This window comes from Pseudomonas sp. PB103, from assembly GCF_009764635.1.
Lineage (GTDB): Bacteria > Pseudomonadota > Gammaproteobacteria > Pseudomonadales > Pseudomonadaceae > Aquipseudomonas.
The window spans coordinates 1-25,983 of the sequence record NZ_RWIL01000139.1; the positions used below are offsets into that span (position 1 = coordinate 1).

22 protein-coding genes are annotated in these 25,983 nt (G+C 58.8%); 7 read left to right on the plus strand and 15 right to left on the minus strand.

Translation table 11 applies throughout. The features are described from left to right. Positions 1 to 242 precede the first annotated feature (242 nt). From EJA70_RS25295 to EJA70_RS25320, 6 genes are all read right to left on the minus strand, one after another. On the minus strand, positions 243 to 623 hold the full coding sequence (locus tag EJA70_RS25295) for a DUF6124 family protein (RefSeq protein WP_158834359.1): 381 nt from the start codon (positions 621 to 623) through the stop codon (positions 243 to 245). A gap of 465 nt (positions 624 to 1,088) precedes the next feature. After that, positions 1,089 to 1,421, minus strand: coding sequence for a DUF2790 domain-containing protein (locus tag EJA70_RS25300; protein WP_158834361.1), 333 nt, complete (start codon positions 1,419 to 1,421; stop codon positions 1,089 to 1,091). 80 nt (positions 1,422 to 1,501) lie between these two features. Then, positions 1,502 to 1,705 (minus strand): co-regulatory protein PtrA N-terminal domain-containing protein, encoded by a 204-nt coding sequence (locus EJA70_RS25305; protein ID WP_158834363.1) that lies wholly within the window; start codon positions 1,703 to 1,705, stop codon positions 1,502 to 1,504. Positions 1,706 to 1,955: 250 nt separating this feature from the next. After that, positions 1,956 to 5,108, minus strand: coding sequence for a CusA/CzcA family heavy metal efflux RND transporter (locus tag EJA70_RS25310; RefSeq protein ID WP_158834365.1), 3,153 nt, complete (start codon positions 5,106 to 5,108; stop codon positions 1,956 to 1,958). Positions 5,109 to 5,123: 15 nt separating this feature from the next. Continuing rightward, positions 5,124 to 6,317: an efflux RND transporter periplasmic adaptor subunit gene (locus tag EJA70_RS25315; RefSeq protein ID WP_158834367.1), complete on the minus strand. Its 1,194-nt coding sequence runs from the start codon at positions 6,315 to 6,317 to the stop codon at positions 5,124 to 5,126. 49 nt (positions 6,318 to 6,366) lie between these two features. Further along, complete coding sequence (locus EJA70_RS25320) at positions 6,367 to 7,614, minus strand: TolC family protein (protein WP_158834369.1); 1,248 nt, start codon at positions 7,612 to 7,614, stop codon at positions 6,367 to 6,369. 535 nt (positions 7,615 to 8,149) lie between these two features. Between EJA70_RS25320 and EJA70_RS25325 the strand changes: the two genes are divergently transcribed. From EJA70_RS25325 to EJA70_RS25340, 4 genes are all read left to right on the plus strand, one after another. Continuing rightward, positions 8,150 to 8,824 carry a heavy metal response regulator transcription factor gene (locus EJA70_RS25325; protein WP_038362657.1) on the plus strand — a complete coding sequence of 225 codons (675 nt, stop codon included), beginning with the start codon at positions 8,150 to 8,152 and terminating at the stop codon, positions 8,822 to 8,824. Then, positions 8,821 to 10,227, plus strand: a complete 1,407-nt coding sequence (locus tag EJA70_RS25330) for a heavy metal sensor histidine kinase (RefSeq protein ID WP_158834371.1) — start codon at positions 8,821 to 8,823, stop codon at positions 10,225 to 10,227. The genes EJA70_RS25325 and EJA70_RS25330 overlap by 4 nt, the downstream gene beginning before the upstream one ends. 257 nt (positions 10,228 to 10,484) lie before the next feature. After that, on the plus strand, positions 10,485 to 10,823 hold the full coding sequence (locus EJA70_RS25335; RefSeq protein ID WP_008083736.1) for a type II toxin-antitoxin system Phd/YefM family antitoxin: 339 nt from the start codon (positions 10,485 to 10,487) through the stop codon (positions 10,821 to 10,823). Beyond that, entirely contained in the window at positions 10,820 to 11,197 is a 378-nt protein-coding gene (locus tag EJA70_RS25340) for a type II toxin-antitoxin system VapC family toxin (protein ID WP_158834373.1), read from the plus strand. Before EJA70_RS25335 ends, EJA70_RS25340 begins: the two co-directional genes overlap by 4 nt. Before the next feature lie 338 nt (positions 11,198 to 11,535). Here EJA70_RS25340 and EJA70_RS25345 read toward each other — a convergent pair whose 3' ends face one another. The 6 genes from EJA70_RS25345 to EJA70_RS25370 are packed head-to-tail and all read right to left on the minus strand — an operon-like array spanning position 11,536 to position 17,486. After that, positions 11,536 to 13,278, minus strand: coding sequence for an ABC transporter substrate-binding protein (locus EJA70_RS25345; RefSeq protein WP_158834375.1), 1,743 nt, complete (start codon positions 13,276 to 13,278; stop codon positions 11,536 to 11,538). A gap of 48 nt (positions 13,279 to 13,326) precedes the next feature. Further along, positions 13,327 to 13,599, minus strand: a complete 273-nt coding sequence (locus EJA70_RS25350; protein WP_007912485.1) for a DUF2160 domain-containing protein — start codon at positions 13,597 to 13,599, stop codon at positions 13,327 to 13,329. A gap of 10 nt (positions 13,600 to 13,609) precedes the next feature. Then, on the minus strand, positions 13,610 to 14,410 hold the full coding sequence (locus tag EJA70_RS25355) for a carbohydrate ABC transporter permease (RefSeq protein ID WP_008083745.1): 801 nt from the start codon (positions 14,408 to 14,410) through the stop codon (positions 13,610 to 13,612). 9 nt (positions 14,411 to 14,419) lie between these two features. Next, positions 14,420 to 15,286: a carbohydrate ABC transporter permease gene (locus EJA70_RS25360; RefSeq protein ID WP_007912484.1), complete on the minus strand. Its 867-nt coding sequence runs from the start codon at positions 15,284 to 15,286 to the stop codon at positions 14,420 to 14,422. Further along, positions 15,283 to 16,392 (minus strand): ABC transporter ATP-binding protein, encoded by a 1,110-nt coding sequence (locus EJA70_RS25365; RefSeq protein ID WP_158834377.1) that lies wholly within the window; start codon positions 16,390 to 16,392, stop codon positions 15,283 to 15,285. The genes EJA70_RS25360 and EJA70_RS25365 overlap by 4 nt, the downstream gene beginning before the upstream one ends. Continuing rightward, positions 16,392 to 17,486: an ABC transporter ATP-binding protein gene (locus EJA70_RS25370; protein ID WP_158834379.1), complete on the minus strand. Its 1,095-nt coding sequence runs from the start codon at positions 17,484 to 17,486 to the stop codon at positions 16,392 to 16,394. Before EJA70_RS25370 ends, EJA70_RS25365 begins: the two co-directional genes overlap by 1 nt. A gap of 341 nt (positions 17,487 to 17,827) precedes the next feature. On the opposite strand from EJA70_RS25370, the gene EJA70_RS25375 reads away from it, so the two are divergent. After that, on the plus strand, positions 17,828 to 19,666 hold the full coding sequence (locus tag EJA70_RS25375) for a sigma-54-dependent Fis family transcriptional regulator (RefSeq protein ID WP_158834381.1): 1,839 nt from the start codon (positions 17,828 to 17,830) through the stop codon (positions 19,664 to 19,666). Positions 19,667 to 19,750: 84 nt separating this feature from the next. On the opposite strand, the gene EJA70_RS25380 is transcribed toward EJA70_RS25375, so the two are convergent. The 3 genes from EJA70_RS25380 to EJA70_RS25390 form a co-directional block, all read right to left on the minus strand. Next, positions 19,751 to 20,956: an MFS transporter gene (locus tag EJA70_RS25380; RefSeq protein WP_158834383.1), complete on the minus strand. Its 1,206-nt coding sequence runs from the start codon at positions 20,954 to 20,956 to the stop codon at positions 19,751 to 19,753. A gap of 363 nt (positions 20,957 to 21,319) precedes the next feature. After that, the gene (gene cysS, locus EJA70_RS25385) at positions 21,320 to 22,702 is read right to left on the minus strand and encodes a cysteine--tRNA ligase (RefSeq protein ID WP_158834385.1); all 1,383 of its coding nucleotides are present in this window, start codon (positions 22,700 to 22,702) and stop codon (positions 21,320 to 21,322) included. A gap of 22 nt (positions 22,703 to 22,724) precedes the next feature. Continuing rightward, on the minus strand, positions 22,725 to 24,422 hold the full coding sequence (locus tag EJA70_RS25390) for a glutamine--tRNA ligase/YqeY domain fusion protein (RefSeq protein WP_158834387.1): 1,698 nt from the start codon (positions 24,420 to 24,422) through the stop codon (positions 22,725 to 22,727). Positions 24,423 to 24,670: 248 nt separating this feature from the next. Here EJA70_RS25390 and EJA70_RS25395 point away from each other — a divergent pair, with 248 nt between their 5' ends. Further along, positions 24,671 to 25,177: a peptidylprolyl isomerase gene (locus EJA70_RS25395; protein ID WP_158834389.1), complete on the plus strand. Its 507-nt coding sequence runs from the start codon at positions 24,671 to 24,673 to the stop codon at positions 25,175 to 25,177. Then, a complete protein-coding gene (gene lpxH / locus EJA70_RS25400) occupies positions 25,174 to 25,917 on the plus strand; it encodes a UDP-2,3-diacylglucosamine diphosphatase (RefSeq protein ID WP_158834391.1) in 744 nt (247 codons plus the stop codon). The genes EJA70_RS25395 and lpxH overlap by 4 nt, the downstream gene beginning before the upstream one ends. Positions 25,918 to 25,983 lie beyond the last annotated feature (66 nt).

Genomic DNA, 25,983 nt, shown 5'->3' on the forward strand with positions numbered 1-25,983 from the left:
GGAGTACTCGAACACGAAACTGGAAACTGGCAGACGCAGTTTATTTAAACCCAGAACGCCCTGAAATTAAGGGCGTAATGGGCTAGCAGTTGTAGGACCAAGGCGACAGGTGCCTTGACACGTACCGACCCACCGAAAAAGCAAACCCTGTAGGAGCTGCCGAAGGCTGCGATCTTTTGATCTGGATGTTTCAAAAAACAAGATCAACAGATCGCAGCCTTCGGCAGCTCCTACTGAGGTGGTTATGCGGTGGGATCGACGTTATCCAGTGCCTTGTTCACCGCCAGTTCGCCGAGCATGACCACCTGCGCGATGCCCAGCAGTGTCTTGCGGTGCATGCCTTCCAGCTGCGCGGCGAAATCACCGAGCATGACCGTGGCCGAGGCCAGGGATTCGCAGGCGTTGACCAACAGGGATTCAGTGTCGGCGTGCGGATTGACGTGGTACATGTCGCTGGGGGTGTAAGGGGTGGCCATGATCTGGGCCGCAGGATTGAGGTAGAAGTCGAGGGCGCGGTCGGCGGCTTCGTGGAGTTTTCGGGTGTCGACGGAGGCGTAGGGGGATGTTGAGTTGGCGTCGGGGATGGCGTCTGTTTCTGGGGGATTTGGGGTTGGCTTTTTCATAAGGTTCATCTTCTGTTCTGATAGTGGGGCTGGCCCATTCGGTTCCAATCGAAAGGGTGGCAGCTGTACGCAGGTTGGAACCCGGGGAACAGAAAACCCGACAGACTCGAAGTCTCCCGCGCACAGCTGCCATAACGAACTGCATACCATCAAAGGTGTGCAAGCATACGTCATGAAAAGTGCTTTCGCTTTCTGTAAAGCCACGGGGTTCCAATCCCGATCGCTGAATTGGCAGCGACCCACACAGGCTAGAGAACGGACGTCCGACGGACAACCTGAAAACATTGTGGGAAGGTTCCGCGATTCCCACACAACCTTTAAACATCACGAATTGAAATACGCAGCGTGATATCGAAATTCGCCCCCTGTAGGAGCTGCCGAAGGCTGCGATCTTTTGATCTGGAGGTTTTAAAAAGCAAGATCAACAGATCGCAGCCTTCGGCAGCTCCTACAGGGAACCGTGAGTCAGCCGCCGTTGTTGCGACACACGCCCATCACGTTGTACTTGATGGTATTGAGCTGACCTTTGGAGTCCTCGTAGGTCATCGCGGTGGGCACCACATTGCAGGCTGGCGCAGGCTTCACCACGCTCACCACCTTGACCACGTCCAGCTTCATTCCGTATTCGTAATCCTTCACCATCGGCGGCGCTTTGCCCTGGTTGGTGGCGTACTGATTCATGGCTTTGGCGTTGGCGCTGAGCGCACGTTCAAAAGTGCGGTCACCACCGCCTTCGGCCAGCACATTCACCGACATCGCCATGACAGCGGCGAATGCGATCAATTTGAGTACTTTCATGTCCATTTCCTTCCCGTCCGGGCTTAAAAAAAAGCCCGGCATCGATGCGCGATGAAGGGCTTCTATAAAGGGCAGCAGGCTTACAGGTCGCGGGTTTTTTCGTCTTTCTTTTCATTGACGACCACCGGGTTGCCGGCGGCTTTTTCCTTGGCGACGAACAACTCCACGGAGCGCTCGCTGTTGGCCATCATTTTTTCGAAAGTGCGGTCACCACCGCCTTCGGCCAAGGCCAGGGAAGACATCGCCAGAGCGGCTGCAAAAGCACTGATTTGAGCAAGTTTCATGGTTGATTCCTCGTTTAAGTAGCTGACGGGATCAAGGTAACAAGGCGCACCTTTCGTGACGGTGGCGGGGAAATTACAGATCCGTTATCTGCCGAAAACAGCCAAATCCCCAAACTGGAAAAAACCCTGTGGCGAGGGGATTTATCCCCGATGGGTCGCGCAGCGGCCCCTCTCTTGATCCAGAAAAGAAGCGGGCCTGCTGCGCAGTCCATCGGGGATAAATCCCCTCACCACAGGGGTTTTTGTTGATTTATGGGGTAGGGGTTATGTCCTCATCCCGGCGATGGGCGAGTTGGTAGAGCGCCGGCAAGATCAGCAGCGTGAGGATCGTCGAGGAGAGAATTCCGCCGATCACCACGGTGGCGAGCGGCCGCTGCACTTCGGCGCCAGTGCCGGTGGCAAGCGCCATCGGAATAAACCCCAGCGACGCCACCAGCGCGGTCATCAACACTGGCCGCAAGCGTGTCAGTGCGCCTTCGTGAATGGCAGCGGACAGCGAACGCCCCTCCTCGCGCAGATTGCGAATGAACGCGATCATCACCAAGCCATTCAACACCGCCACCCCGGACAACGCGATAAACCCGACACCCGCCGAAATCGACAACGGAATATCACGCAACCACAGCGCCATGACCCCACCGGTCAACGCAAACGGAATCCCGGTAAACACCAGCAAACCGTCCTTGAGATTGTTGAACATCATGAACAACAACCCGAACACCAGCAGCAGCGCCACCGGCACCACAATCTGCAAGCGCTTGGCCGCCGATTGCAGTTGCTCGAACTGCCCGCCCCAACTGGTCCAGTAACCGGCCGGCACTTGCACATCTCGTTCGATCACATCGCCGGCCTCGCTGACAAACGAGCCAATGTCACGCCCACGCACGTTGGCGCTGACGATCACCAGACGCTTGCCGTTCTCGCGGCTGACCTGATTCGGCCCGAGCACCAGGTCGAGGCTGGCAACGTCTTGCAGCGCGATGAAGCCGATCTGATTCGCCGCTCCATTCAAAGGCGCCGGCACCGGAATCAGCAACGCCGACAAGCCGTCGATGTCCTTGCGCATGGCATCGGACAAACGCACAACCATGTCGAAACGCCGATCGCCTTCATACAAAATCCCCGCCTGCCGCCCGCCCACCGCAACGGCAATCGTGTCCTGCACATCACCCACGTTCAGCCCGTACCGCGCGGCTTTGTCGCGATCGATATTGATGGTCAGCACCGGCAAGCCAGTGGTTTGTTCGACCTTCACTTCAGAGGCGCCGTTAACCTTTTGCATCGCTGCGGCAATCTTCGCCGCCGTGGCATTGAGCACGTCCATGTCATCGCCGAACACCTTCACCGCGACATCGCTGCGTACGCCGGAGATCAGCTCGTTGAAGCGCAACTGGATCGGCTGCGACAGCTCATAGTTACTGCCCGGCAACATCGCGGCAGCGGCTTGCAGCTCGGCCATCAGGGTTTCGCGAGACTTGCCCGGGTCCGGCCATTGCTCTTTCGGCTTGAGCATCACGTAGCTGTCGGAGATGTTCGGCGGCATCGGGTCGGAGGCAATTTCGGCGGTGCCGGTGCGGGCGAACACGCGTTCGACTTCCGGCACTTTCGCCAGAATCAAGGTCTCCAGACGCTGCTGCATGTCCACCGATTGCGTCAGGCTCGTTCCCGGCACACGCAACGCTTGCAGGGCGAAATCGCCTTCGCTGAGGCTGGGCACAAATTCGCTGCCCATGCGGCTGGTGAGCACGCCGCTAAGCACAATCACACCCAACGCCGCGCCCACTGCGATTGCGCGATTGGACATGACCCAGGCCAGCGCCGGCGCATAAACACAACGCGCGCCGCGCATCACCGCACCCTCTTCTTCCTTGACCTTGCCGGTCACGAACAACGCAATCGCCGCCGGCACAAAGGTCACGGAAAGCAACATCGCGCCAAGCAAAGCGATGACCACAGTGAACGCCATCGGGTGGAACATTTTCCCTTCGACGCCGCTCAGCGCGAAGATCGGCAAGTACACGACCATGATGATCAACTGCCCGAAAATCAGCGGTCGCCGCGCCTCTTTCGCTGCGGCAAAGACTTCCTTGAAACGCTCGGCGCGAGTCAACAAACGCCCGTGATGCTGCTGCGCATGGGCCAGCCTTCGCAGGGTGTTTTCCACAATCACCACCGCACCGTCAACGATGATGCCGAAGTCCAGCGCACCGAGGCTCATCAGGTTGGCGCTGACTTTGTTGCTGAACATCCCGGTAAACGTGAACAGCATCGACAGCGGAATCACCATCGCAGTAATCAGCGCCGCGCGGATGTTGCCGAGGAACAGGAACAGAATCGCGATCACCAGAATCGCGCCTTCGATGAGGTTCTTTTTCACCGTGGCGATGGCTTTGTCGACCAGGTGTGTACGGTCGTAAACCGGCACCGCGATCACGCCTTCCGGCAGTGATTTATTGATCTGTTCAAGCTTGCTGGCCACCGCCTGCGAGACCGTTCGACTGTTCTCGCCGATCAGCATGAACACCGTGCCGAGCACCACTTCCCGGCCATTTTCCGTGGCCGCACCGCTGCGCAATTCACGGCCGATTTCCACAGTCGCAACGTTCTTCACGCGGATCGGTGTGCCATCGACATTGGCCATGACGATATTGGCGATGTCCTCGGTGCTCGCCACTTGCCCCGGCGCGCGGATCAGCAATTGCTCGCCGCTGCGCTCGATGTACCCGGCGCCGACGTTGGCGTTGTTGCGCTCCAACGCGGTGATCAGATCAGTGAGCGTCAGCTTGTATGCCGCCAGCCGTTTCGGGTCCGGCGCGATCTGATATTCCTTGGCGAAACCGCCGATGGTATTGATCTCGGCAACACCTGGGACGTTGCGCAATTGCGGCTTGATGATCCAGTCCTGAATCACCCGCAGATCGGTCGGCGTATAGGGCATGCCGTCGTCCTTGAGCACGCCCTCCTTCGCCTCGACCGTCCACAGAAAGATCTCGCCGAGGCCGGTGGAAATCGGCCCCATCATCGCTTCCGCGCCTTCGGGCAGTTGCTCCTTGGCAATCTGCAAACGCTCGTTGACCAACTGACGGGCGAAGAACAGGTCGGTGCCGTCCTTGAAGATCACCGTCACTTGCGACAGGCCTGAGCGCGACAGCGAACGGGTCTGCTCCAGCGCAGGCAAACCGGCCATCGCGGTTTCAATCGGGAAGGTGATGCGCTGCTCGGTTTCCAGCGGCGAGAACCCGGCGGCGCCGGTGTTGATCTGTACCTGGACGTTGGTGATGTCGGGCACGGCGTCGATCGGCAGTTTTTGATAACTGGCGATGCCGAGGCCGGCCATGAGCAAAACGGCGAGCAGCACGATGATGCGCTGCTCGATGGCAAACTGGATCAGGCGTTCGAACATGAGGACTTTCCAGAATTAATGAGAGTGCTCGGCCGAGGCTTTGCCCAGTTCCGATTTGAGGACGAAGCTGCCGGCGCTGGCGACTTGTGCGCCCGGTTCCAGGCCTTGGGTGATTTCCACGTGGCCGGCTGCGCGGCTGCCCAGCTCTACCGGCCGCGCTTCGAAGCCGTCATCGGTGCGCACGAAGACCGTAGGTTTGTCCTCGACGGTCTGGATCGCGGTTTCCGGCACAGCGACTTTTGCTTCGCGGCTATCGGTGGCGACCAGCGCAGTGACGAACAACCCGGGGCGCCATGAGCCTTGCGGGTTTTCCAGAGTGACGCGAACGGTTGCGGTGCGGGTTTGTTCGCCGAGCAAGCTGCCGACGTAAGCCACGCTGCCGACGACTTCCGCGTTCAATTCCGGAGCGCTGACGGTGACTGCTTTGCCCACCTGCACCTTGTTCAGATCCTTGGGCGAAACACCGAAGGTCACCCAAACCCGCGACAGATCGGAGAGCGTGAACGCCGCCGTGGTTTCATCGACCACCTCACCCGGCGCCAGGTGTTTTTCCACCACGACACCGTCGAACGGCGCGCGCAATTCGTAGCGATTGCCGCCGGTGGCGACCACGCTTCCACTGAGCACGCTGATCTTTTGGCGCGCATTGCTCACAGCGATTTCCGCTTCTTGCAATGCCTGACGCGCCTGGAGGAAATCCTGCTCGGCGGAGATCTTGTCCTGCCACAGTTTCTTCTCGCGCTCATAGGTGGTGCGCGCCAAGGCCAGGCGCCGTTGCGCGGCAGCCTGTTCGCTGCGCTGATCGGAGATCTGCTGACTGGCAATCACCGCGAGCAACTGGCCCTTCTTCACCGTTTGCCCGAGGTTGACCGCCACTGACTCGACCACCCCCGGCACACGCGGTACGACGTGAGCGGTGCGGTCTTCGTCGAAGCGCACTTCACCGGGGAACGGCAAGCCGAGGCTGATGTTTCGCGCCCGTGCTTCGGCGAGTTGAATGCCGGCAGCGGTGATTTGTTCGGCGCTCAGTTCGATGTGGCCTTCTTCACCATGCTCGCCTTCGGCTGCGGCACCATCTTCGGCGTGGTCGGCGTGTTCAGCAGCCTCATCGGCGTGGGCGTCGATGCTTGAATTGCCTGACCACTGCGAGCCGATACCAATGCCCAGCGCCAACGTCGCCACCGCGACCACCATCAATTTTTTATCCATGCAAACTCCTCTGCGCCGTGCCTGCGCGCAGTGATGTGAAAAGTGAAATTCAAGGGCTGACGGCGAGCTCGCCGAAGATCCGTTCGATGCGTACGCGGGCGTCGGTGGCTTCGCTGACGGCCTGGATGTATTGGCTGCGCGCGGCGATCAGCGTGCGCTGCGCGTCGAGCACATCAAGGAAGCCGAACTTGCCCATTTCGAAACCGCGCGTGGCGCTGTCGACCGCACGTTGCGCGGCGGGCAGGATGGTCTGGTTGAACGCGGTGACTTCGCCGTTGGCGGTCTGCCATTGTTCAAGACTGGTCTGGATTTCGGTGCGCAAGCGCAGCTCGGCGGCGTTGCGCAGATCCCGCGCCTGATCGGTTCGGTGTGCCGCCGCGAGGACGTTGCCCTGATTGCGGTTGAACAGCGGAATCGGCATCGACAGCCCGACCACGTTGACCCGCTCGCGCTCGGTCTCGCTGTACTGGCTGCCGAGGCTTACGGTCAGATCGGGGATGCGTTGGGACTTTTCCAGCCCCAATGAGGCTTCGCGCTGATCGATCTGCAACGTGGCCAGACGCAGCTCGGCGGTTTCGTTCAGACGCTCCAGCAATCTTGTCGGCGGTGGAACAGCCATTAGGCTTTTCGTCGGTGCTTGCACCTTGGTCGATGCCGGCAAAGGCGCGCCCATGACTTGCGCCAACTGCTGATACGCGTTGGCCTGATCGCGCTCGGCGCGGCTCACTTCAAGGCGTACTTCCGAGAGCTGCACTTGCGCCCGCGTGCCTTCGACGGGGGACGATTTCCCAGCCTCGATTCGCCCGTCAGCCACGCGCAAACCCTTCTCGGCGAGTTGCAGCGATTGCCGAGACAGATCCAGGCGTTGCTGCGCGGTTTGCGCACTGTTGAATGCTTGAATCACATCGGCGCGCAAGGCATTGCGCTTGCGCTCCAGCTCGATGCCGGCGGCGCCCTGCGCGCGGCTGGCGACGTCGATCCGTGCACCGCGTTTGCCGCCCAGTTCAATCGGCTGGCTGAGCATGATCGTCGTGGTGCGCGAATCGCGGCGAGTGTCTTCGGCCTCCCAGGAAACTTCGGGGTTGGGGATCAAACCAGCCTGCACACGATCACCCTCGGCAATGCCGATTTCCCACTGCGCGGCGGCCAGATCGGGGTTACCGGCGAAGGCGCTTTGCAAGGCCTGATCCAGCGTCAACGTCGAGGCATTCGCCAGGCTGGCACTGGCCAATAACAGCAGGCCGCCGAGTGTTTTTTGCAGGCGTGATCGCGCCGTCAGTTCAATTAAACCGGGCAATGGCAGACTTCCTTTATTCAAGAATCTTTGATGCCGCCACGGTAGGGTTTTGAACTTATCGACAAGGTGACTGGAACATTACAAATCCGTTATCCACGGTTTGAACTAGTTGTTTTGCTCTAGGATGCGAAGTGCGAACTTTGTTGTGGTAATACATGGAAACAAATGCGGGTTAGATATCTGCTGAACAGCACTTGTGTAAACCAATGTCATGAGGGCTTTGCAGTTTGTGCTGCGACAGGCTGTCGCAGAGCACCGTTTTGAAGCGCTTGGCGGTTGACCCTGTAGCCACTACAACCTTTATTGTGCGGACTTCCCCTCACCCCAGCCCTCTCCCGGGGGAAGAGGGAGCTGACCGAAGTGTCTGGCGTTATTTATCGACCTGTTACATCAAGTCGATTATGGATTCAGTAAAATTTTTTCACGTCGGCGTAGTTCTGAAACATCCCCCATTCAGTCTCCTCTCCCTCCGGGAGAGGGAGAGGGTGAGGGCCTTTTTAATTAAATACCCATTAAATATAAGTGGTGAAAGATCATGCGAATCCTTGTCGTTGAGGACGAGCTTAAAGCTGCCGAATACTTGCATCAGGGATTGACCGAAAGTGGATATGTGGTTGACCACGCCGCCACCGGCGCCGATGGTTTGCACCTGGCGCAACAACAGGCCTATGACCTGATTATTCTCGATGTGAACCTGCCCGAACTGGACGGCTGGGGTGTGCTGGAACAACTGCGCCGCACTCACTCCACGCGGGTGATGATGCTCACCGCGCGTGGGCGTCTGGCCGACAAGATTCGTGGCCTCGATCTGGGCGCCGACGACTATCTGGTCAAACCTTTCGAATTCCCCGAACTGCTCGCACGGGTGCGCACCTTGATGCGCCGCAGCGAAAACATTCCCCTGCCGCAAGTGCTGAAAGTCGCGGACCTGGAACTCGACCCGGGCCGCCATCGCGCGTTCCGCGGTGCGCAGCGCATCGACCTGACCACCAAGGAGTTCGCCCTGCTGCATCTGCTGATGCGCCAGTCCGGCGAAGTGCTGACGCGCACGCAAATCATCTCACTGGTGTGGGACATGAATTTCGACTGCGACACCAATGTGGTCGAAGTGTCGATCCGCCGTTTGCGCGCAAAAATCGACGACCCGTTCGACAGCAAACTGATCCACACCCTGCGCGGTGTCGGCTACGTGCTGGAGGCGCGCGAATGAAACCGGCCAGCCTGTCGATGCGCCTGGGTTTGACGGTGAGTATTCTCGGCGCGCTGTTGGTGGTGTTCCTGGCGATCCTGGCTTTTTTCGCCCTGACCCATGAGCTGAACTCGCTTGCCAGAGACAGCCTGGAAAAGAAAATGGCACAGGTTGAACACAGCTTGTCGCTGTACGTCGACGCCAATGAAATCAGCGGCAAGCCGCATATTCTGCTGGATCAGGTAATGGGGCATGACAACCTCACGCTGACCATTTACGACCGCCTCAACCAGCGCTCGCCGCTGCTCAAATCCGGTTCAGGCTTGAGCGAACCACGGGTTGAATTGAAAGCGGTGCGCGCGACCACTGATCAACTGGCCTACAGCGACAGCACCGACGCGGAAGGCAAGAAATTCCTCACTGCCTCGAAACTGATTCGCCTCAAAGACGGCAGCAGCGTGCCGGTGTTGCTGTCGGTGGATAATGCGCACGATGAGGCGTTGCTCAGCGCCTACCTGCGCTCGACGCTGATCGCCCTGCCGTTGTTGCTGGTGTTTATCGGCCTGACAGCGTGGGGCGCGGTGCAACGCGGGTTGGCGCCGATGCGCGAATTTCGCAAAGTCGCGGCGATGGTCTCGACACAGGATCTCGATCATCGGCTGTCGGTGGTGGACATGCCACAGGAGCTGAGCGAACTGGCGCACGGCATCAACTTCATGTTGCATCGGCTGGATGCCGGGGTGCAGCAGTTGTCGCAGTTTTCTGATGATCTGGCCCATGAATTACGCACGCCGATCAATAACCTGATGGGCAAGGCGCAGGTGACCTTGTCCCGCGAGCGCTCGGTGGAAGAGTACAAAGATGTGCTGGTGTCATGCACCGAAGAGCTGGAACGCGTAGCGCGGATAGTGTCGGACATGTTGTTTCTCGCGCAGGTGAGTCATCCGTCGGCACTGGCGCCGTTCGAGCCGGTGGCGCTGGAGGTTGAGGCGGCGAAAGTTGCCGAGATGTTTTCGTTGTCGGCGCAGGATAAGAGCATTCATTTGAATGTCGTTGGCGGTGCGACGGTGATGGGCGATCGGCTGATGATTCAGCGGGCGATTTCCAATCTGTTGTCGAATGCGCTGCGGCACTGCCCGAACGGGAAAACCGTGACATTGCTGATCGAACAAGGTGCGACCCAGGCCTCCCTGCTGATCAGCAACCCCGGCGCCGGGATTGAGGCGCAACACCTGCCACATCTGTTCGACCGCTTCTACCGCGTCGACAGCAGCCGCTCCAGGTCGCAGGGCAGCACCGGGTTGGGCCTGGCGATCGTGCGATCGATCATGAGCCTGCATCAGGGTGTGGCGGAGGTTAAGAGCTTGCCGGGGGTGATGACCGTGTTCCGATTGGGCTTCCCCACCCCCGAATCATCCCTGTAGGAGCTGCCGAAGGCTGCGATCTTTTGCTCTTGTTTTTAAATCAAGATCAAAAGATCGTAGCCTGCGGCAGCTCCTACATTGATTTTCGGACATCGTGTCGGTCGTCATTTTTGTACGATTTTTTACCGATTTGCTCCCGTCCCCACACAAACACCGAAAGCTCTCGCCGCAACCTCCGTTTTGTCCTACAGCCAGTTTTGAGTAGATAGCTCTATGGTGGAGGCCTTGGCAGATGGAATACCGACGAGAGGCTAAAAATGAACAGGGATATCGTTTGCGAATGGGCTGAAGAAGTCTATGGTTTGGCAGCGTTGAAATATTCTGGCTATATTTGTCCAGAATACAGGGGTGAGCTGATGATCATCGTTCCGCTGGCTGAAGCCAAAAACAATTTATCCAAACTCGTCGATGATGCCGCTGCTGGCCAAGTCATCACGATTGCCAAGCATGGGCGGGCGATGGCTCGCCTCGTTCCCGTAGGAAAACCCAGCGCTCAGCGTATTGGCGCAATGAAGGGCAAACTGGTGTTGCCCGACGATTTCGACTCACCATTGCCCGATGACATGCTTGATGCATTTGAGGGCACTCAAGTATGAGGCTGCTGCTCGACACGCACATTTTGCTCTGGACGCTCAGTGATGACGCCAGACTGTCCGGCAAAGCCAGAAAATTGATTGAGAACGCCGCCGAAATCTATATCAGCGCCGCCACCTTCTGGGAAATGGCGATCAAGGTCGGGCTCGGCAAGCTGAATGTTGATCTGGAAGAAGTCCGCCAATATTGTCTCGACAGTGGCTTTATCGAATTGCCAGTGACTGCAGAACACGCCATCGCCGTGAAGGATCTTGAGCACCATTATCGCGATCCGTTTGACCGCATTATCGTGGCCACAGCAATGACTGAACCAATGAAGTTGCTCACGGCTGATGCTTTGGTTGCTCGGTACACCGATCTGGCTGTTCTGGTCTGATCAAGACACATCCGTACCGATAAACATCAATGCTGGCTGTCAGACCGCAATCGGTGGCAGCCATCTCCCACAGGGATCTGCTGTGTATGCGGGATGCTGGGCTCCACGGGTACCTGTGGGAGCCTGGCTTGCCAGCGATGGCGGTGGGTCAGTAGACATCGATGTTGAATGTCAGACCGCAATCGCTGGCAAGCCAGCTCCCACAGGGATTTTGGGTGTACCCGGTATAAGTGAACGATGCAGAAACCTGTAGGAGTGAGCCTGCTCGCGATAGCAATGGCACACGCAGCAACGAAAACGGCACCTTGCGGTGCCGTTCGCCTTTCACATTTCAGCGTTTACTTACGCGCATCCGCCCAGGATTTCAGCAGTTCGTTGTAGCTCACGGTCTCGCCCTTCGGCTTCTCGTTGGCCAGTTTCGGTTTCGGTGCGCCCGGTTGATCAAACCAGTATTGCGCATCGCGTTCCGGGTTCATTTTCGGTGCGCACACCGCTTGGGCCTTGGAGCGTTCGAGACGCGTCATGATCGCATCCTGATCCTTGGCCAAGCCATCCAGCGCTTGCTGCGGGGTCTTCTCGCCGCTGGCCGCTTCGGCGATGTGGCTCCACCACAATTGCGCCAGGCGCGGATAGTCCGGCACGTTGGTTCCGGTCGGGGTCCATTGCACGCGAGCCGGGCTGCGGTAGAACTCGACCAGACCACCGAGTTTCGGCGCCAGATCGGTCATCGCCTGCGAGTTGATGTCCGACTCGCGAATCGGCGTCAGGCCGACAATGGTTTTCTTCAGCGACACGGTTTTCGAGGTGACGAACTGCGCGTAAAGCCACGCCGCGAGTTTCTGTTTCTCAGGCGTGGATTTCATGAACGTCCACGAACCCACGTCCTGATAACCGAGCTTCATGCCCTCCTCCCAATACGGCCCACGTGGCGACGGCGCCATCCGCCATTTCGGCGTGCCGTCGGCGTTGACCACCGGCAGACCCGGTTTGGTCATGTCGGCGGTGAACGCGGTGTACCAGAAGATCTGCTGGGCGATGTTGCCCTGCGACGGCACCGGCCCCGATTCGGAGAAGGTCATGCCCGCCGCTTCCGGTGGCGCATAAGCCTTCAGCCAATCGACATATTTCTGCGTGGCGAACACCGCCGCCGGGCCGTTGGTGTCGCCGCCACGGGTCACGCTGGAGCCGACCGGGTGGCAGTCCTCGACACGAATCCCCCACTCGTCCACCGGCAAACCGTTGGGCAACCCCTTGTCGCCGCCACCGGCCATGGAGAACCAGGCATCGGTGAAGCGCCAACCCAGCGACGGGTCTTTTTTGCCGTAGTCCATGTGCCCGTAAACGCGTTTGCCGTCGATTTCCTTGACGTCTTCGCTGAAGAATTTGGCGATATCTTCATAGGCCGACCAGTTCACCGGCACGCCCAATTCGTAGCCGTACTTTTCCTTGAACTTGGCTTTCAAGTCCGCACGCTCAAACCAGTCAGCGCGGAACCAGTACAGGTTGGCGAATTGCTGGTCGGGCAGTTGATAGATCTTGCCGTCCGGCGCGGTGGTGAACGAGATGCCGATGAAGTCCTTGATGTCGAGCGTTGGCGAGGTGAAGTTCTTGCCTTCATTGGCCATCAGGTCGGTGATCGACTCGGTTTTGCCATAACGAAAGTGAGTACCGATCAAGTCCGAGTCGTTGACCCAGCCGTCATAGATGTTTTTGTCGGACTGCATCACCGTCTGCATTTTCTCGACCACGTCGCCTTCTTGCAGCAGGTCGTGGGTCAGCTTGATCCCGGTGATTTCGGTGAAGGCCTTGGCCAGCACTTTCGACTCGTATTCGTGGGTGGTCAGGGTCTCGGAAACGACCTTGATGTCCATGCCGCGAAACGGCTCGGCCGCCTTGATGAACCACTTCAATTCTTCGAGTTGCTGCTCGGCCGTCAGGGTCGACGGTTTGAATTCACTGCCGATCCATTTTTTCGCCGCGTCTTCGTAGGCATCAGCCCACGCGGCGGCGCTCAAACCGCTGAGTGCCAGCATGGCTGCCAATGAAATGCTATGTCGCAGCTTATTGTTTTTGTCGAACATAGAGACCTCCTGTTTAGGATTTCGGAGCACGGTTGCCGAATGACTCGACTAGCCCCAACGCATCACAGCCAACAGCCACACCAGGGACAACGCGGACGCCACCCAGATGCTCCAGTCGGTGGCGCCGATCACCAGCAAATGCAGGTAGGCGCTGCCGAGAAGACCGATAAACAAGCGATCGCCACGGGTGGTGGCAATCGGTAGAAAACCTCGCCGCAGGATGCTCGGCGAGCGCAATTCCCAAGTGGTCATGCCGACCAGAATCAGGCCGATGACGATGAAGAATGCCGCTGTCGGGGTGGTCCAACTCATCCATTCCATCATCAGCTCCTCAGACCCGACCGAGGGCAAAGCCCTTGGCCACGTGGTTGCGAACAAACCAGATCACCAGCATGCCAGGCAGAATGGTCAACACCCCCGCCGCCGCCAGCACACCCCAATCGATTCCCGACGCCGACACCGTGCGGGTCATCACCGCCGCAATCGGCTTGGCGTTTACCGAGGTCAAGGTGCGCGCCAGCAGCAATTCGACCCAGGAAAACATGAAGCAGAAAAACGCCGTGACACCGATGCCGGAACCGATCAGCGGGATGAAAATCTTCACGAAGAACTTGGGGAAACTGTAGCCGTCGATGTAGGCGGTTTCATCGATTTCCTTGGGCACGCCGGACATGAAACCTTCGAGAATCCACACCGCCAGCGGCACGTTAAACAGGCAGTGCGCCAAGGCCACGGCGATGTGCGTATCGAACAGCCCAATCGACGAATACAACTGGAAGAACGGCAGCAAGAACACCGCAGGTGGCGCCATACGGTTGGTCAGCAACCAGAAGAACAGGTGTTTGTCGCCGAGAAAACGATAGCGCGAAAACGCATAGGCCGCCGGCAGCGCCACGCTTAGCGAGATCACCGTGTTCAAACTCACGTAATACAGCGAGTTGAGATAGCCGTTGTACCAACTCGGATCGGTGAAGATCACCTTGTAGTTCGCCAGCGTAAAGTCCTGTGGGAAAAGCGTCAGGCCACCGAGGATTTCGGTGTTGCTCTTGAAGGACATGTTCAGTAGCCAGTAGATCGGCACCAGCAGGAACAGGATGTAGACCAGCAATGGAATCAGCTTTCTCTTGCTCATGGCCGGACCTCAGCGGTTGGCGTCGGAGTGCGTCATGGCGGTGTAGAACAGCCAGGACACCAACAGGATGATCAGGAAGTACACCAGCGAAAACGCCGCTGCCGGACCGAGGTCGAATTGCCCTACAGCCATCTGGGTCAACGTCTGACTCAAGAAGGTCGTGGCGTTGCCCGGCCCGCCGCCGGTGAGCACGAACGGCTCGGTGTAGATCATGAAACTGTCCATGAAACGCAGCATCACTGCGATCAGCAGCACGCTCTTCAACTTGGGCAACTGAATGTGCCTGAACACCGCCCAGGCTGAGGCGCGGTCGATGCGCGCGGCCTGGTAATACACGTCGGGAATCGCGCGCAGACCGGAGAAACACAGCAGCGCCACCAGTGAAGTCCAGTGCCAGACATCCATCACCAGCACCGTCACCCAGGCGTCCATGGTGTTGGCCGCGTAGTTGTAGCTGATGCCCATGGCGTTGAGGCTCGACCCAAGCAAACCAATGTCGGCGCGGCCGAAAATCTGCCAGATGGTGCCGACCACGTTCCACGGAATCAGCAGCGGAATCGCCAGAATGATCAGCACCACCGACGACCAGCGGCCCTTGGTCGGCATGGTCAGGGCGACGGCGATGCCCAGCGGAATTTCAATCAACAACACGCACGCCGAGTAGATGAACTGACGCAGCAATGAGTCGTGCAGACGCGGATCAAGCAGCACCTGCTTGTACCAGTCAGCGCCGACGAAGTAGCGGCTGGACTGGTCGAAGATGTCCTGCACCGAATAGTTGACCACGGTCATCATCGGGATCACCGCACTGAATGCCACCAGCAGGAACACCGGCAACACCAGCCACCAGGCCTTGTTGTTCTGCACCTTGTTCATGGCTGCACCTCATCACCGGCTTCAAGCAGAAACTCATCGGCATAAACCATCAGCCACTGCGCCGGAAAACTGATGTACGCGGTGCCCTGCGGAACTGGTTTGTCCTCGGCCAGGCGCACTTTCAGCGGTGCGCCGTCGAGGTCGAGTGTCATGATTTTGTAGGTACCGAGGTCTTCGACGTGTACGACGGTTGCCTGCATCGCGTCATCAAACGGCTCGTCCCACACGTGAATAAACTCCGGGCGGATACCGACCTTCAGATTTTTCCACTGGCCGTGTTCGATATGCCGCTGCATCGCGTCGGACAAAGGCAAATGCGTCGAGGCGAAACCGACGCCGCCGGGTTGCGGCTGCACCTCGATCAGGTTCATGCCGGGGCTGCCGATGAAATAGCCGACAAAGGTGTGGCTCGGCCGTTCGAACAATTCCCGTGGCGTGCCGAACTGGACGATCTGGCCGCCGTACATCACGGCGATTTTGTCGGCGAAGGTCGAAGCTTCCAGTTGATCGTGAGTGACGTAGACCATGGTGATGTTGAACTGCTCGTGGATCTGCTTGAGCTTGCGCCGCAGTTTCCACTTCAGGTGCGGGTCGATCACCGTCAGCGGTTCATCGAAAAGGATTGCCGAAACGTCGTCACGGACCAAGCCACGGCCCATCGAGACTTTCTGCTTTTCGTCGGCGGTGAGGTTGCGTGCTTTTTTGCTCAAGAGGTTTTGCAGATCGAGGACTTCGGCAATTTCCTGCACCTTGCTGTGTACTTTCGCCTCGGCCATGCCCTGATTGCGCAGGGGGAAGGCGAGGTTATCGAACACGGTCATGGTGTCGTAGACCACCGGAAACTGGAAAACCTGAGCAATGTTGCGCTTCTCCGGCGTCAGGTCGTTGACCGCTTTGCCGTCGAACAACACGTGGCCCTGCGAGGGGCTGAGCAATCCGGAAATGATGTTGAGCAAAGTCGACTTGCCGCAACCCGACGGCCCGAGCAAGGCGTAAGCGCCGCCCTGCTCCCAGACGTGATCCATCTCGCGAATCGCGTAATCCTCCGCGCCGCTCGGGGTCTTGCTGTAGCTGTGGGCGAGGTGCTGCAAACGGATTTCGGCCATCAGGCAACCCTCGCGACACGCCGGCCCGGTGCTTGCACCAGACGGCCCTGCGCATCGAAAACAAACAGTTTGTGGGTCGGGATGTAAATGCGGATCGGCGCATCGACGTCGTATTCGTGAACGCCGGGCAGGTGCAGCACCAGCAGGAAATGTTCGTTGCGCACGTGCAGAAAAGTTTCCGAACCGCTGATCTCGGCGACTTCAACGGTGACGGCCAGTTCGAGGTCATCATCGTTGCTCGGCACCAGCGAGATGTGGCTGGGGCGCACGCCAAAACGGAACTCGCCCTCGCCCACCGGACGCAAATCGACGTTCAACGGGAAGTGCACAAAATTGGCGAAGCTGACTTCGTTGCCGGCGATGCGCCCCGGCATCAGGTTGATCGGTGGTTCGGAGAACAGCTCAGCCGCAAGTACGGTTTGTGGCTGGTGATACACCGAAGTCGACGGGCCGCTCTGAATCACCCGGCCTTCGTGAAGAATCGTCGTGGTGCCGCCGAGTGCCAGCGCTTCGTTGGGTTCGGTGGTGGCGTAAATCGCAATGGTGTGGCGCGCCTTGAACAGCTCGCGCATTTCCTGGCGCAGCTCTTCGCGCAGTTTGTAATCGAGGTTGACCAGCGGTTCATCGAAGAGAATCAGCTCGGCATCCTTGACCAGCGCGCGAGCCATGGCCGTGCGTTGCTGTTGGCCGCCAGACAGCTCCAGCGGATAGCGCTGCAGAAACTTCTCGATGCGCAGCATCTTCGCGGTTTCCTGCACTTTGCTATGGATGATCTCTTTCGACACACCGGCCTGACGCAGCGGCGAGGCGATGTTCTCGAACACGCTCATGGTCGGGTAGTTGATGAACTGCTGATAGACCATCGACACGTTGCGCAGGCGCACCGGGCGTTGGGTGACGTCGACGCCGTTCATCAGGATGCGGCCGCTGTCGGGCTTGTCCAACCCGGCCATTAAACGCATGAGGCTGGTTTTGCCGGACAGCGTGCGGCCGAGCAAAACGTTGAACGAACCGGGTTCGAATTTCAGGCAGGCATCGTCGATCCAGGTCTGGCCCTCGACGGTGCGGCTGACGTGCTCCAGGGTGAGTGACATGGCTCGGCCTTTTTATTATTGGAGTCAAGCGACCTGTGCACAGGAGCGAGTTTCGTGCCAAAAATATTAAGTGATTGATTTGTCGCGAAAATCGCTGAAAGCGTGGGGAAACGGCGTTCATTGCTGAACACATTTGAACAGTTGGCCGATTGACAATGAACAATAGTGAACAACACTCTATGAACGCTTTTTGCGAACCGATCCCCCTGTAGGAGCTGCCGCAGGCTGCGATCTTTTGATCTTGATTGTCAAAAAACAGGATCAAAAGATCGCAGCCTGCGGCAGCTCCAACAGGGGATCGAATAACAATAATAAGAATGCTGCATCAGAGGCTGACTGCCATGGCCGCACCTGCCCCGCCGCTGTCCCACGACGCGATCGTCCAGAATTCCTGGCAACGTTGCCGCGCGTTCGGTCTCGACCACCAGAGCACGCCGGCCTTCGATCAACTGCCCGCCGCCGGCATCACGCATCTGCTCGACAGCCATCATTCACTGGTGCAGACCACGCATCAGGAAGTCCTGCCCTATTACGAAAACATCCTCAGCAACTCCAACTGCCTGATCATGCTCGCCGACAATCAGGGCCAGGTGCTGACCTCGTGGGGCACGCAACGCTTTATCGAACCGAATCTGGCCCGGGGGTTTCAGGCCGGGGCGAGCTGGATGGAGCGCTGCAGCGGCACCAACGCGATCGGCACAGCGCTGGCCTGTGAGCAGGCGGTACATATCGAACACGACGAACATTTTCTGAAAGCCAACCGTTTCATGACCGGTTCCGCCGCGCCGATTTTCGACGCCGAGCGCAAGGTGATTGCAGTGCTCGACGTGTCCAGCGACAGCTACCTGCCGCCCTCGCACACCTTGGGCATGGTCAAGATGATGAGCCAGACCGTGGAGAACCGGCTGATCCTTAACCTGTTTCATGGCCAGCACTTTCAACTGACCTTCAACACCGGACTGAACAACCTCGACAGCCAGTGGGCCGGGTTGTTGATTTTTGATGAGAGCGGACAGGTGCTGTCGGCCAATCGGCGGGCGGATAATTTGCTGGGTGTTCGCCTCTCGCGAGTCAGCGTTGAAAGTTTGTTCAAGGTCTCTCTGTTGGAGTTGATCAATCAGCCCGACGGGATGCCGTTTGCCTTACAGACCTCCGGGCGCAACCGTTTTCAATGTTTGTTGAAGCGGCCGAAACAGGCGTCGATTCAACCGCGCGTTTTTGCTGATGAACCCAAAAACGTTGCGCCCACCGCCATCAGCCTCAACACCCTGCACTTCGGCGACAGTCGCGTGGAAAAAGCCGTGCGGCAAGCGGAACGGTTGCTGGAGAAAGACATTCCGTTGCTGATTCATGGCGAAACCGGGGTCGGCAAAGAAGTCTTCGTCAAAGCCCTGCATCAGGCCAGCTCGCGGAGCAAACAAGCCTTCATCGCCGTGAACTGTGCTGCGATTCCCGCCGAACTGGTGGAATCCGAGTTGTTCGGCTACGAGAAAGGCGCGTTCACCGGCGCCAACCAGAAAGGCAGCATCGGCCTGATTCGCAAGGCTGACAAAGGCACGCTGTTCCTTGATGAAATCGGCGACATGCCGTTGCCGACTCAGGCGCGGTTGCTGCGGGTATTGCAGGAGCGTTGTGTGCAGCCGGTGGGCAGTAGTGAGTTGTTCCCGGTGGATTTGCGGATTATCTCGGCGACCAATCGTTCTTTACGAGAACAGGTGCAACTGGGCCGGTTTCGTGAGGATTTGTATTACCGCATTGGTGGCTTGACCCTGGAGCTGCCACCGCTGCGCGAGCGCAGTGACAAGGAGGCGTTGTTTAAACGGCTGTGGGAGCAGCATCGTGAGCCGACCCAATGGGCGGGGTTGAGTCGTGAAGTGTTGGATTTGTTTGATCGGCATCCGTGGCCGGGCAATTTGCGTCAGGTCAGCAGCGTGATGCAGGTGGCGCTGGCGATGGCCGAGGAACAACCGGTACGGCCGGAGCATTTGCCGGATGATTTTTTTGTCGATCTGGAGATGGAGCCGGTGGAGTGCTCGGCGCCGTTGGGGGTTGATCTAAATGATGTGGAGGCGTTGAATCGTGAGTTGAAGGCTTCCGGGGGTAATATTTCGCATTTGGCGCGGCGGTTGGGGGTTAGTCGGAATACGCTTTATAAAAGGTTGCGGCAGTTGGGCGGTTAGCAGCGCAGATCAAAAGATCGCAGCCTTCGGCAGCTCCTACAGGGATCGTATGTAGGAGCTGCCGAAGGCTGCGATCTTTTGACTTTAAATGGCTGTCTCAACCTGCACAGCCGAAGCCGCCTCCAATGTGCGCAACCCCACCAGCACAACAACCACCATCATGATCCCCGCGCCAATCGCCACGCCGAACCCGGCCCGCGCGCCCCACGCATCAATGACCAGCCCCGCCAGCATCCCGCCCAGTGCAACGCCGATGCTGATGCCGGTGGTCATCCACGTCAGCCCTTCGGTGATCCGCGACGGCGGGATGATGATCGTCCCCAGCTTCATGACCACGACCATCGTTGGCGCAAACGAGATGCCGGCGATGAACAGCGTCACTGACAGGACATAAACGTCCGCTGCAAAAATCGGCAACACGCCGGTAAGCGCCGTGACCAATATCCCGATCAGGAACTGCTTTTCGATCGCCAGCGAAACCCTCATCGCACCGAATGTCAGTCCCGCGACCAGTGAGCCAAACGCATAGGCGGCGAGGATGAAGGTTGCGGAGGCTGGCCAGCCTTGCGCATTGGCGAACGCGACAACGGCGACATCGATTGCTCCACCGATAACACCCATCGCCAACAACGCGAGGACAATGGTGCGAACCCCGGGAATCAGCAAGGTCGAGCCACTATGGCTGGCGTGGCCCACGACAACCTTGGGTTCAGTCTGGCGCTGCAGGAGGAATGCTGTCACCCCGACAGCCAACAGCCCGACCGCAACCAGTGGCCCGGCTTCGGCGAAAAAACTCACGCTCAAACCGATCGCCAGTGGCGGGCCGATAATGTAGGCCATTTCGGTGAGGACCGTGTCCAGCGAGAACGCCGTGTGCAGTTGCGGCTTGCCCCGGAACAACTGCGTCCATCGTGCGCGGATCATCGACGGCATGCTCGGCATCGTCCCCGCCAGTGCCGCCAGCACAAACAGCAGTGCGGCCGGTGCCCGCATGTAAACCGCAAGGATCAGGGTCAGCAACATGGCAATGCTGAACGCCGTTACGACGGGTAGCACGCGGCTCTGGCCATGTTGATCGACCCGTCTCGAGATGTACGGGCCGAGCAGTGCATTGGCCAGGGTGAATGTACCGGCGACTGCGCCGGCCAGCCAATAGACGCCGGTTTGCTGGACCAGCATGGTGATGATGCCGATGCCGATCATTGCCTGTGGCAAGCGGGCGATAGAACTCGCGAGCACTAGCCCGGTGGCGCCGGGTGTGGTTAGCAGCTCGCGGTAGTGATTTGCCATGATGTTTCCCTTACATGATCATCGCCGCTCAGCATCCGGCTGAACGCGTTGCCGACATCAAGACCTACGCGAACGTCAAAAGCAACCCTCACCCCAGCCCTCTCCCAGAGGGAGAGGGAGCTGACCGAGGTGTCTGACGTGATGCATCGACCTGAAAGAACCAGTCGATTATGGATTCGGTGCAGCACCTTCAAGTCGGCGTATTTCTTGAATATCCCCCAATCAGTCCCCTCTCCCTCTGGGAGAGGGCTAGGGCGAGGGGCTTTTCTCGCGGCCAAACAAAAACCCGCACAAGGCGGGTTTTGTTGATCGTTCCCACGCTCCGCGTGGGAATGCAGCCCGGGACGCTCCGCGTCCCTGATCTCAGTCAGCCAGACGCCAGGTAGTCCCACCCTTGCCGTCTTCCAACACAACGCCCATCGCCGTCAGCTGATCGCGGATACGATCGGACTCAGCCCAATCCTTACCCGCACGTGCTGCCAGACGCGCCGCAATCAGCGCATCGACTTCAGCCGCATCGACACGTCCTTCGGCGCCCGCCTGCAGAAAGTCATCGGCCTCAAGCTGCAACACGCCCAACACGCTCGCCAGTTCTTTCAGACGTGCCGCCAGACCCGCCGCAGCAGCGAGATCGCTCTCACGCAGACGGTTGATCTCACGCACCATCTCAAACAACACAGCGCACGCTTCCGGCGTACCGAAGTCGTCGTTCATCACCGTAGTGAAACGCTCGACGAACGCTTCGCCGCCCGCAGGCGCCACAGTCGGCAAGCCTTTCAAGGCGTGGTAGAAACGCTCGAGAGCGCCCTTGGCGTCCTTGAGGTTATCTTCCGAGTAGTTGATCGCGCTGCGGTAGTGGCTCGACACCAGCAGGTAACGCACGACTTCCGGGTGGTACTTTTCCAGCACGTCGCGAATGGTGAAGAAGTTGTTCAAGGACTTGGACATCTTCTCGCCATTGATGCGAATCATGCCGCAATGCATCCACGCGTTGGCGTAGGTCTTGCCAGTGGCCGCTTCGCTCTGGGCGATTTCGTTTTCGTGGTGCGGGAACTCGAGGTCGCTGCCGCCGCCATGAATGTCGAAGGTCTCGCCGAGGCAGCAGGTGGACATCACCGAGCACTCGATGTGCCAGCCCGGACGCCCGGCGCCCCACGGCGATTCCCAGCTCGGCTCGCCGGGCTTGGTGGCTTTCCACAGCACGAAGTCCAGCGGATCCTGCTTGGCTTCGTCGACTTCGATGCGCGCTCCGATGCGCAGGTCTTCGATCTTCTTGCGCGACAGCTTGCCGTAGCCCATGAACTTGGCGACGCGGTAGTACACGTCGCCATTGCCCGGGGCGTAGGCGTAACCCTTGTCGATCAAGGTCTGGATCATGCTCAGCATGCCCGGAATATGATCGGTGGCACGCGGTTCCATGTCCGGCTTGAGGATGTTGAGGCGCGCCTCGTCCTCGTGCATCGCGGTGATCATGCGCTCGGTCAGCGCGTCGTACGGCTCGCCGTTTTCGCGGGCACGATTGATGATCTTGTCTTCAATATCGGTGATGTTGCGCACGTAGGTCAGGTTGTAACCGCTGAACCGCAACCAGCGGGTCACCAGGTCGAACGCGACCATGCTGCGGCCGTGGCCAATGTGGCAGTAGTCATACACGGTCATCCCGCAGACGTACATGCGCACATTGTTGCCATCGAGCGGCTTGAAGACTTCTTTGCTCTTGGTGAGCGTGTTGTAAATCGTCAGCACTTTATATTTCCTTGACGCGAAATCACTGGCCCCACGAATCACGCAGGGTCACGGTACGGTTGAATACCGGCTGACCTGGTTTCGAGTCCTTCAAATCGGCGACGAAGTAGCCTTCGCGCTCGAACTGGAAACGGTCTTCCGGCTGTGCATTGCCAAGCGATGGCTCCGCACGACAACCGGTGAGTACCTGCAGCGAATCAGGGTTGATGTTGTCGAGGAAACTCGCGCTGTCTTCAGCCTTCTCAGGGTTGGCCGAACGGAACAGGCGATCGTACAGACGCACTTCGCACTCGACGCTGGCCGCAGCCGGTACCCAGTGGATCACGCCTTTGACCTTGCGGCCTTCAGGGTTCTTGCCGAGTGTTTCCGGGTCGTACGAGCAACGCAGTTCAACGATGTTGCCATCGGTGTCCTTGATCGCTTCGTCGGCACGGATCACGTAGCTGCCGCGCAGACGCACTTCACCGGCCGGTTCCAGGCGCTTGTAGCCCTTCGGCGGCTCTTCCATGAAATCGTCACGGTCGATGTAGATTTCCCGGGCGAATGGCAGCGCGCGCACGCCCATGTCTTCTTTCGGGTGGCGCGGCAGTTCGAGGTTCTCGACCTGGCCTTCCGGGTAATTGGTGATAACCACTTTCAGCGGACGCAGCACGCACATGGCGCGCGGCGCGGTGTGATCGAGGTCGTCACGGATGCTGAATTCGAGCATGCCGAAGTCGACCACGCCGTCGGAACGGTTGGTGCCGACCATTTCGCAGAAGTTGCGGATCGATTTCGGCGTGTAGCCACGGCGGCGGAAGCCCGACAGCGTGGACATGCGCGGATCGTCCCAGCCATGCACGTGCTTTTCATCGACCAGTTGCTTGAGCTTGCGCTTGCTGGTGATGGTGTAGTTGAGGTTCAGACGGCTGAACTCGTACTGACGCGGGTGCGCCGGCACTGGCAGGGCGTCGAGGAACCACTCGTACAGCGGACGATGGCTTTCGAATTCCAGGGTGCAGATCGAGTGGGTGATGCCTTCGATGGCATCCGACTGACCGTGGGTGAAGTCGTAGTTCGGGTAGATGCACCACTTGTCACCGGTCTGGTGGTGATGCGCGTGGCGGATGCGGTACATGATCGGGTCGCGCAGGTTCATGTTCGGCGAGGCCATGTCGATCTTCGCACGCAGCACGCGGGCGCCGTCGGCGAACTCACCGGCACGCATGCGCGCAAACCAGTCGAGGTTCTCTTCAACCGAACGGTCGCGGAACGGGCTGTTCTTGCCCGGCTCGGTCAGGCTGCCACGGTATTCCTTGGCTTGCTCCGGAGTCAGGTCGTCGACGTAGGCCTTGCCGGCCTTGATCAGCTCAACGGCCCAATCGTGCAACTGGTCGAAATACTGCGAGGCGTAGCGCACTTCGCCGGACCATTCAAAGCCCAGCCATTTGACGTCGGCTTCGATCGCGTCGATGTATTCCTGATCTTCCTTGGCCGGGTTGGTGTCGTCGAAACGCAGGTGCGTGACGCCGCCGAACTCCTGGGCCAGGCCGAAGTTCACGCAGATCGACTTGGCGTGGCCGATGTGCAGGTAGCCGTTGGGCTCCGGCGGGAAACGGGTGACGATCTGCGTGTGCTTGCCCGAGTCCAGGTCTGCCTGGATGATCGGCCGCAGGAAATTGACCGGCACGGCAGGGCCGGACTTGGCATTCGAGGTAGGGTCGACAGTGGGCTTGCTCATAGGATCCTTGACTTACAGGTGCGCGGCCGCAGAGGGGCCAGACAAAACAAAGCCGCTATCATAGCCGATGCTGTCAAGGGGCTGACAGAGCAGGCCCTATAAAGGTGTGCTTTTTATCGCCGGGAATTGAAAAACAGCCTCGAAATTCGCGCCTGTCACGCTAAACTGCGCACCTTGGCCCACGCTGGCTGAACCGGTTTGGGGGCTCGATGTCCCAAAACCACGAATTCCTCTAAAGAGTAGCGATCATGACTCAAGTTAAATTGACCACCAATCATGGCGACATCGTCATCGAACTGAACGCTGAAAAGGCGCCGATCACCGTCGCCAACTTCATCGAGTACGTCAACGCCGGTCACTACACCAACACCGTTTTCCACCGCGTCATCGGTAACTTCATGATCCAGGGCGGCGGTTTCGAGCCAGGCATGAAGGAAAAGAAAGACAAGCGTCCAAGCATCCAGAACGAAGCTGACAACGGTCTTTCCAACGAGAAGTACACTGTTGCCATGGCCCGCACCATGGAGCCGCATTCGGCTTCCGCGCAGTTCTTCATCAACGTGGCTGACAACACTTTCCTCAACCACAGCGGCAAGAACGTGCAGGGCTGGGGTTACGCGGTATTCGGTAAAGTGACTGCCGGCACCGACGTTGTCGACAAGATCAAAGGCGTGTCGACCACCATGAAGTCCGGCCACCAGGACGTACCAGCAGACGACGTGATCATCGAGAAAGCCGAGATCATCGAAGCGTGATATTGCTGATTTCAGACTTGCATCTGGAAGAGGAGCGCCCGGACATTACCCGGGCGTTTCTGGATTTGCTCGCCGGACGCGCCCGCTCGGCGAGCGCGTTGTACATTCTCGGCGACTTCTTTGAAGCGTGGATTGGCGACGACGCCATGACGCCCTTCCAGCGCTCCATCTGCCAGGCCCTGCGCGATTTAAGCGACAGCGGCACGGCGATTTTTCTGATGCACGGCAATCGCGACTTCATGCTCGGCAAGGCCTTCTGCAAGCAGGCCGGCTGTACGTTGTTGAAGGACCCGAGTGTCGTGCAGTTTTACGGCGAGCCAGTGCTGCTGATGCACGGCGACAGCCTCTGCACCCGCGACGTTGGCTATATGAAGCTGCGGCGCTATCTGCGTAATCCGATCACCCTGTTTGTCCTGCGCAACCTGCCCCTGAGCAGCCGTCATAAACTGGCGCGCAAGCTGCGCAGTGAGAGCCGTGCGCAGACGCGGATGAAGGCCAATGACATTGTCGATGTCACGCCCGAGGAGATTCCGCGGATCATGCAGGAATACGGGGTGAAAACCCTGATCCACGGGCACACCCATCGCCCGGCGATCCACAAGTTGCAGATCGGTGATGAAGCGGCGAAGCGGATTGTGCTGGGGGATTGGGATCGACAGGGTTGGGCGTTGCAAGTGGATGAAAGCGGCTACGCCTTGGCGCCGTTCGACTTCGCCCCGCCACCCGCCCCGAGCGCCTAAGGATCACAGCTATCCCTGTGGGAGCGGGCTTGCCCGCGATGAGGCCATCACATTCAACATCTCTGT

Bases quoted from the DNA above. Each gene is read 5' to 3' on its own strand.
- EJA70_RS25295 (WP_158834359.1), bottom strand. From the start codon at position 623: ATGAAAAAGCCAACCCCAAATCCCCCAGAAACAGACGCCATCCCCGAC.
- EJA70_RS25300 (WP_158834361.1), bottom strand. From the start codon at position 1,421: ATGAAAGTACTCAAATTGATCGCATTCGCCGCTGTCATGGCGATGTCG.
- EJA70_RS25305 (WP_158834363.1), bottom strand. From the start codon at position 1,705: ATGAAACTTGCTCAAATCAGTGCTTTTGCAGCCGCTCTGGCGATGTCT.
- EJA70_RS25310 (WP_158834365.1), bottom strand. From the start codon at position 5,108: ATGTTCGAACGCCTGATCCAGTTTGCCATCGAGCAGCGCATCATCGTG.
- EJA70_RS25315 (WP_158834367.1), bottom strand. From the start codon at position 6,317: ATGGATAAAAAATTGATGGTGGTCGCGGTGGCGACGTTGGCGCTGGGC.
- EJA70_RS25325 (WP_038362657.1), top strand. From the start codon at position 8,150: ATGCGAATCCTTGTCGTTGAGGACGAGCTTAAAGCTGCCGAATACTTG.
- EJA70_RS25330 (WP_158834371.1), top strand. From the start codon at position 8,821: ATGAAACCGGCCAGCCTGTCGATGCGCCTGGGTTTGACGGTGAGTATT.
- EJA70_RS25335 (WP_008083736.1), top strand. From the start codon at position 10,485: ATGAACAGGGATATCGTTTGCGAATGGGCTGAAGAAGTCTATGGTTTG.
- EJA70_RS25340 (WP_158834373.1), top strand. From the start codon at position 10,820: ATGAGGCTGCTGCTCGACACGCACATTTTGCTCTGGACGCTCAGTGAT.
- EJA70_RS25345 (WP_158834375.1), bottom strand. From the start codon at position 13,278: ATGTTCGACAAAAACAATAAGCTGCGACATAGCATTTCATTGGCAGCC.
- EJA70_RS25350 (WP_007912485.1), bottom strand. From the start codon at position 13,599: ATGGAATGGATGAGTTGGACCACCCCGACAGCGGCATTCTTCATCGTC.
- EJA70_RS25355 (WP_008083745.1), bottom strand. From the start codon at position 14,410: ATGAGCAAGAGAAAGCTGATTCCATTGCTGGTCTACATCCTGTTCCTG.
- EJA70_RS25360 (WP_007912484.1), bottom strand. From the start codon at position 15,286: ATGAACAAGGTGCAGAACAACAAGGCCTGGTGGCTGGTGTTGCCGGTG.
- EJA70_RS25365 (WP_158834377.1), bottom strand. From the start codon at position 16,392: ATGGCCGAAATCCGTTTGCAGCACCTCGCCCACAGCTACAGCAAGACC.
- EJA70_RS25370 (WP_158834379.1), bottom strand. From the start codon at position 17,486: ATGTCACTCACCCTGGAGCACGTCAGCCGCACCGTCGAGGGCCAGACC.
- EJA70_RS25375 (WP_158834381.1), top strand. From the start codon at position 17,828: ATGGCCGCACCTGCCCCGCCGCTGTCCCACGACGCGATCGTCCAGAAT.
- EJA70_RS25380 (WP_158834383.1), bottom strand. From the start codon at position 20,956: ATGGCAAATCACTACCGCGAGCTGCTAACCACACCCGGCGCCACCGGG.
- EJA70_RS25390 (WP_158834387.1), bottom strand. From the start codon at position 24,422: ATGAGCAAGCCCACTGTCGACCCTACCTCGAATGCCAAGTCCGGCCCT.
- EJA70_RS25395 (WP_158834389.1), top strand. From the start codon at position 24,671: ATGACTCAAGTTAAATTGACCACCAATCATGGCGACATCGTCATCGAA.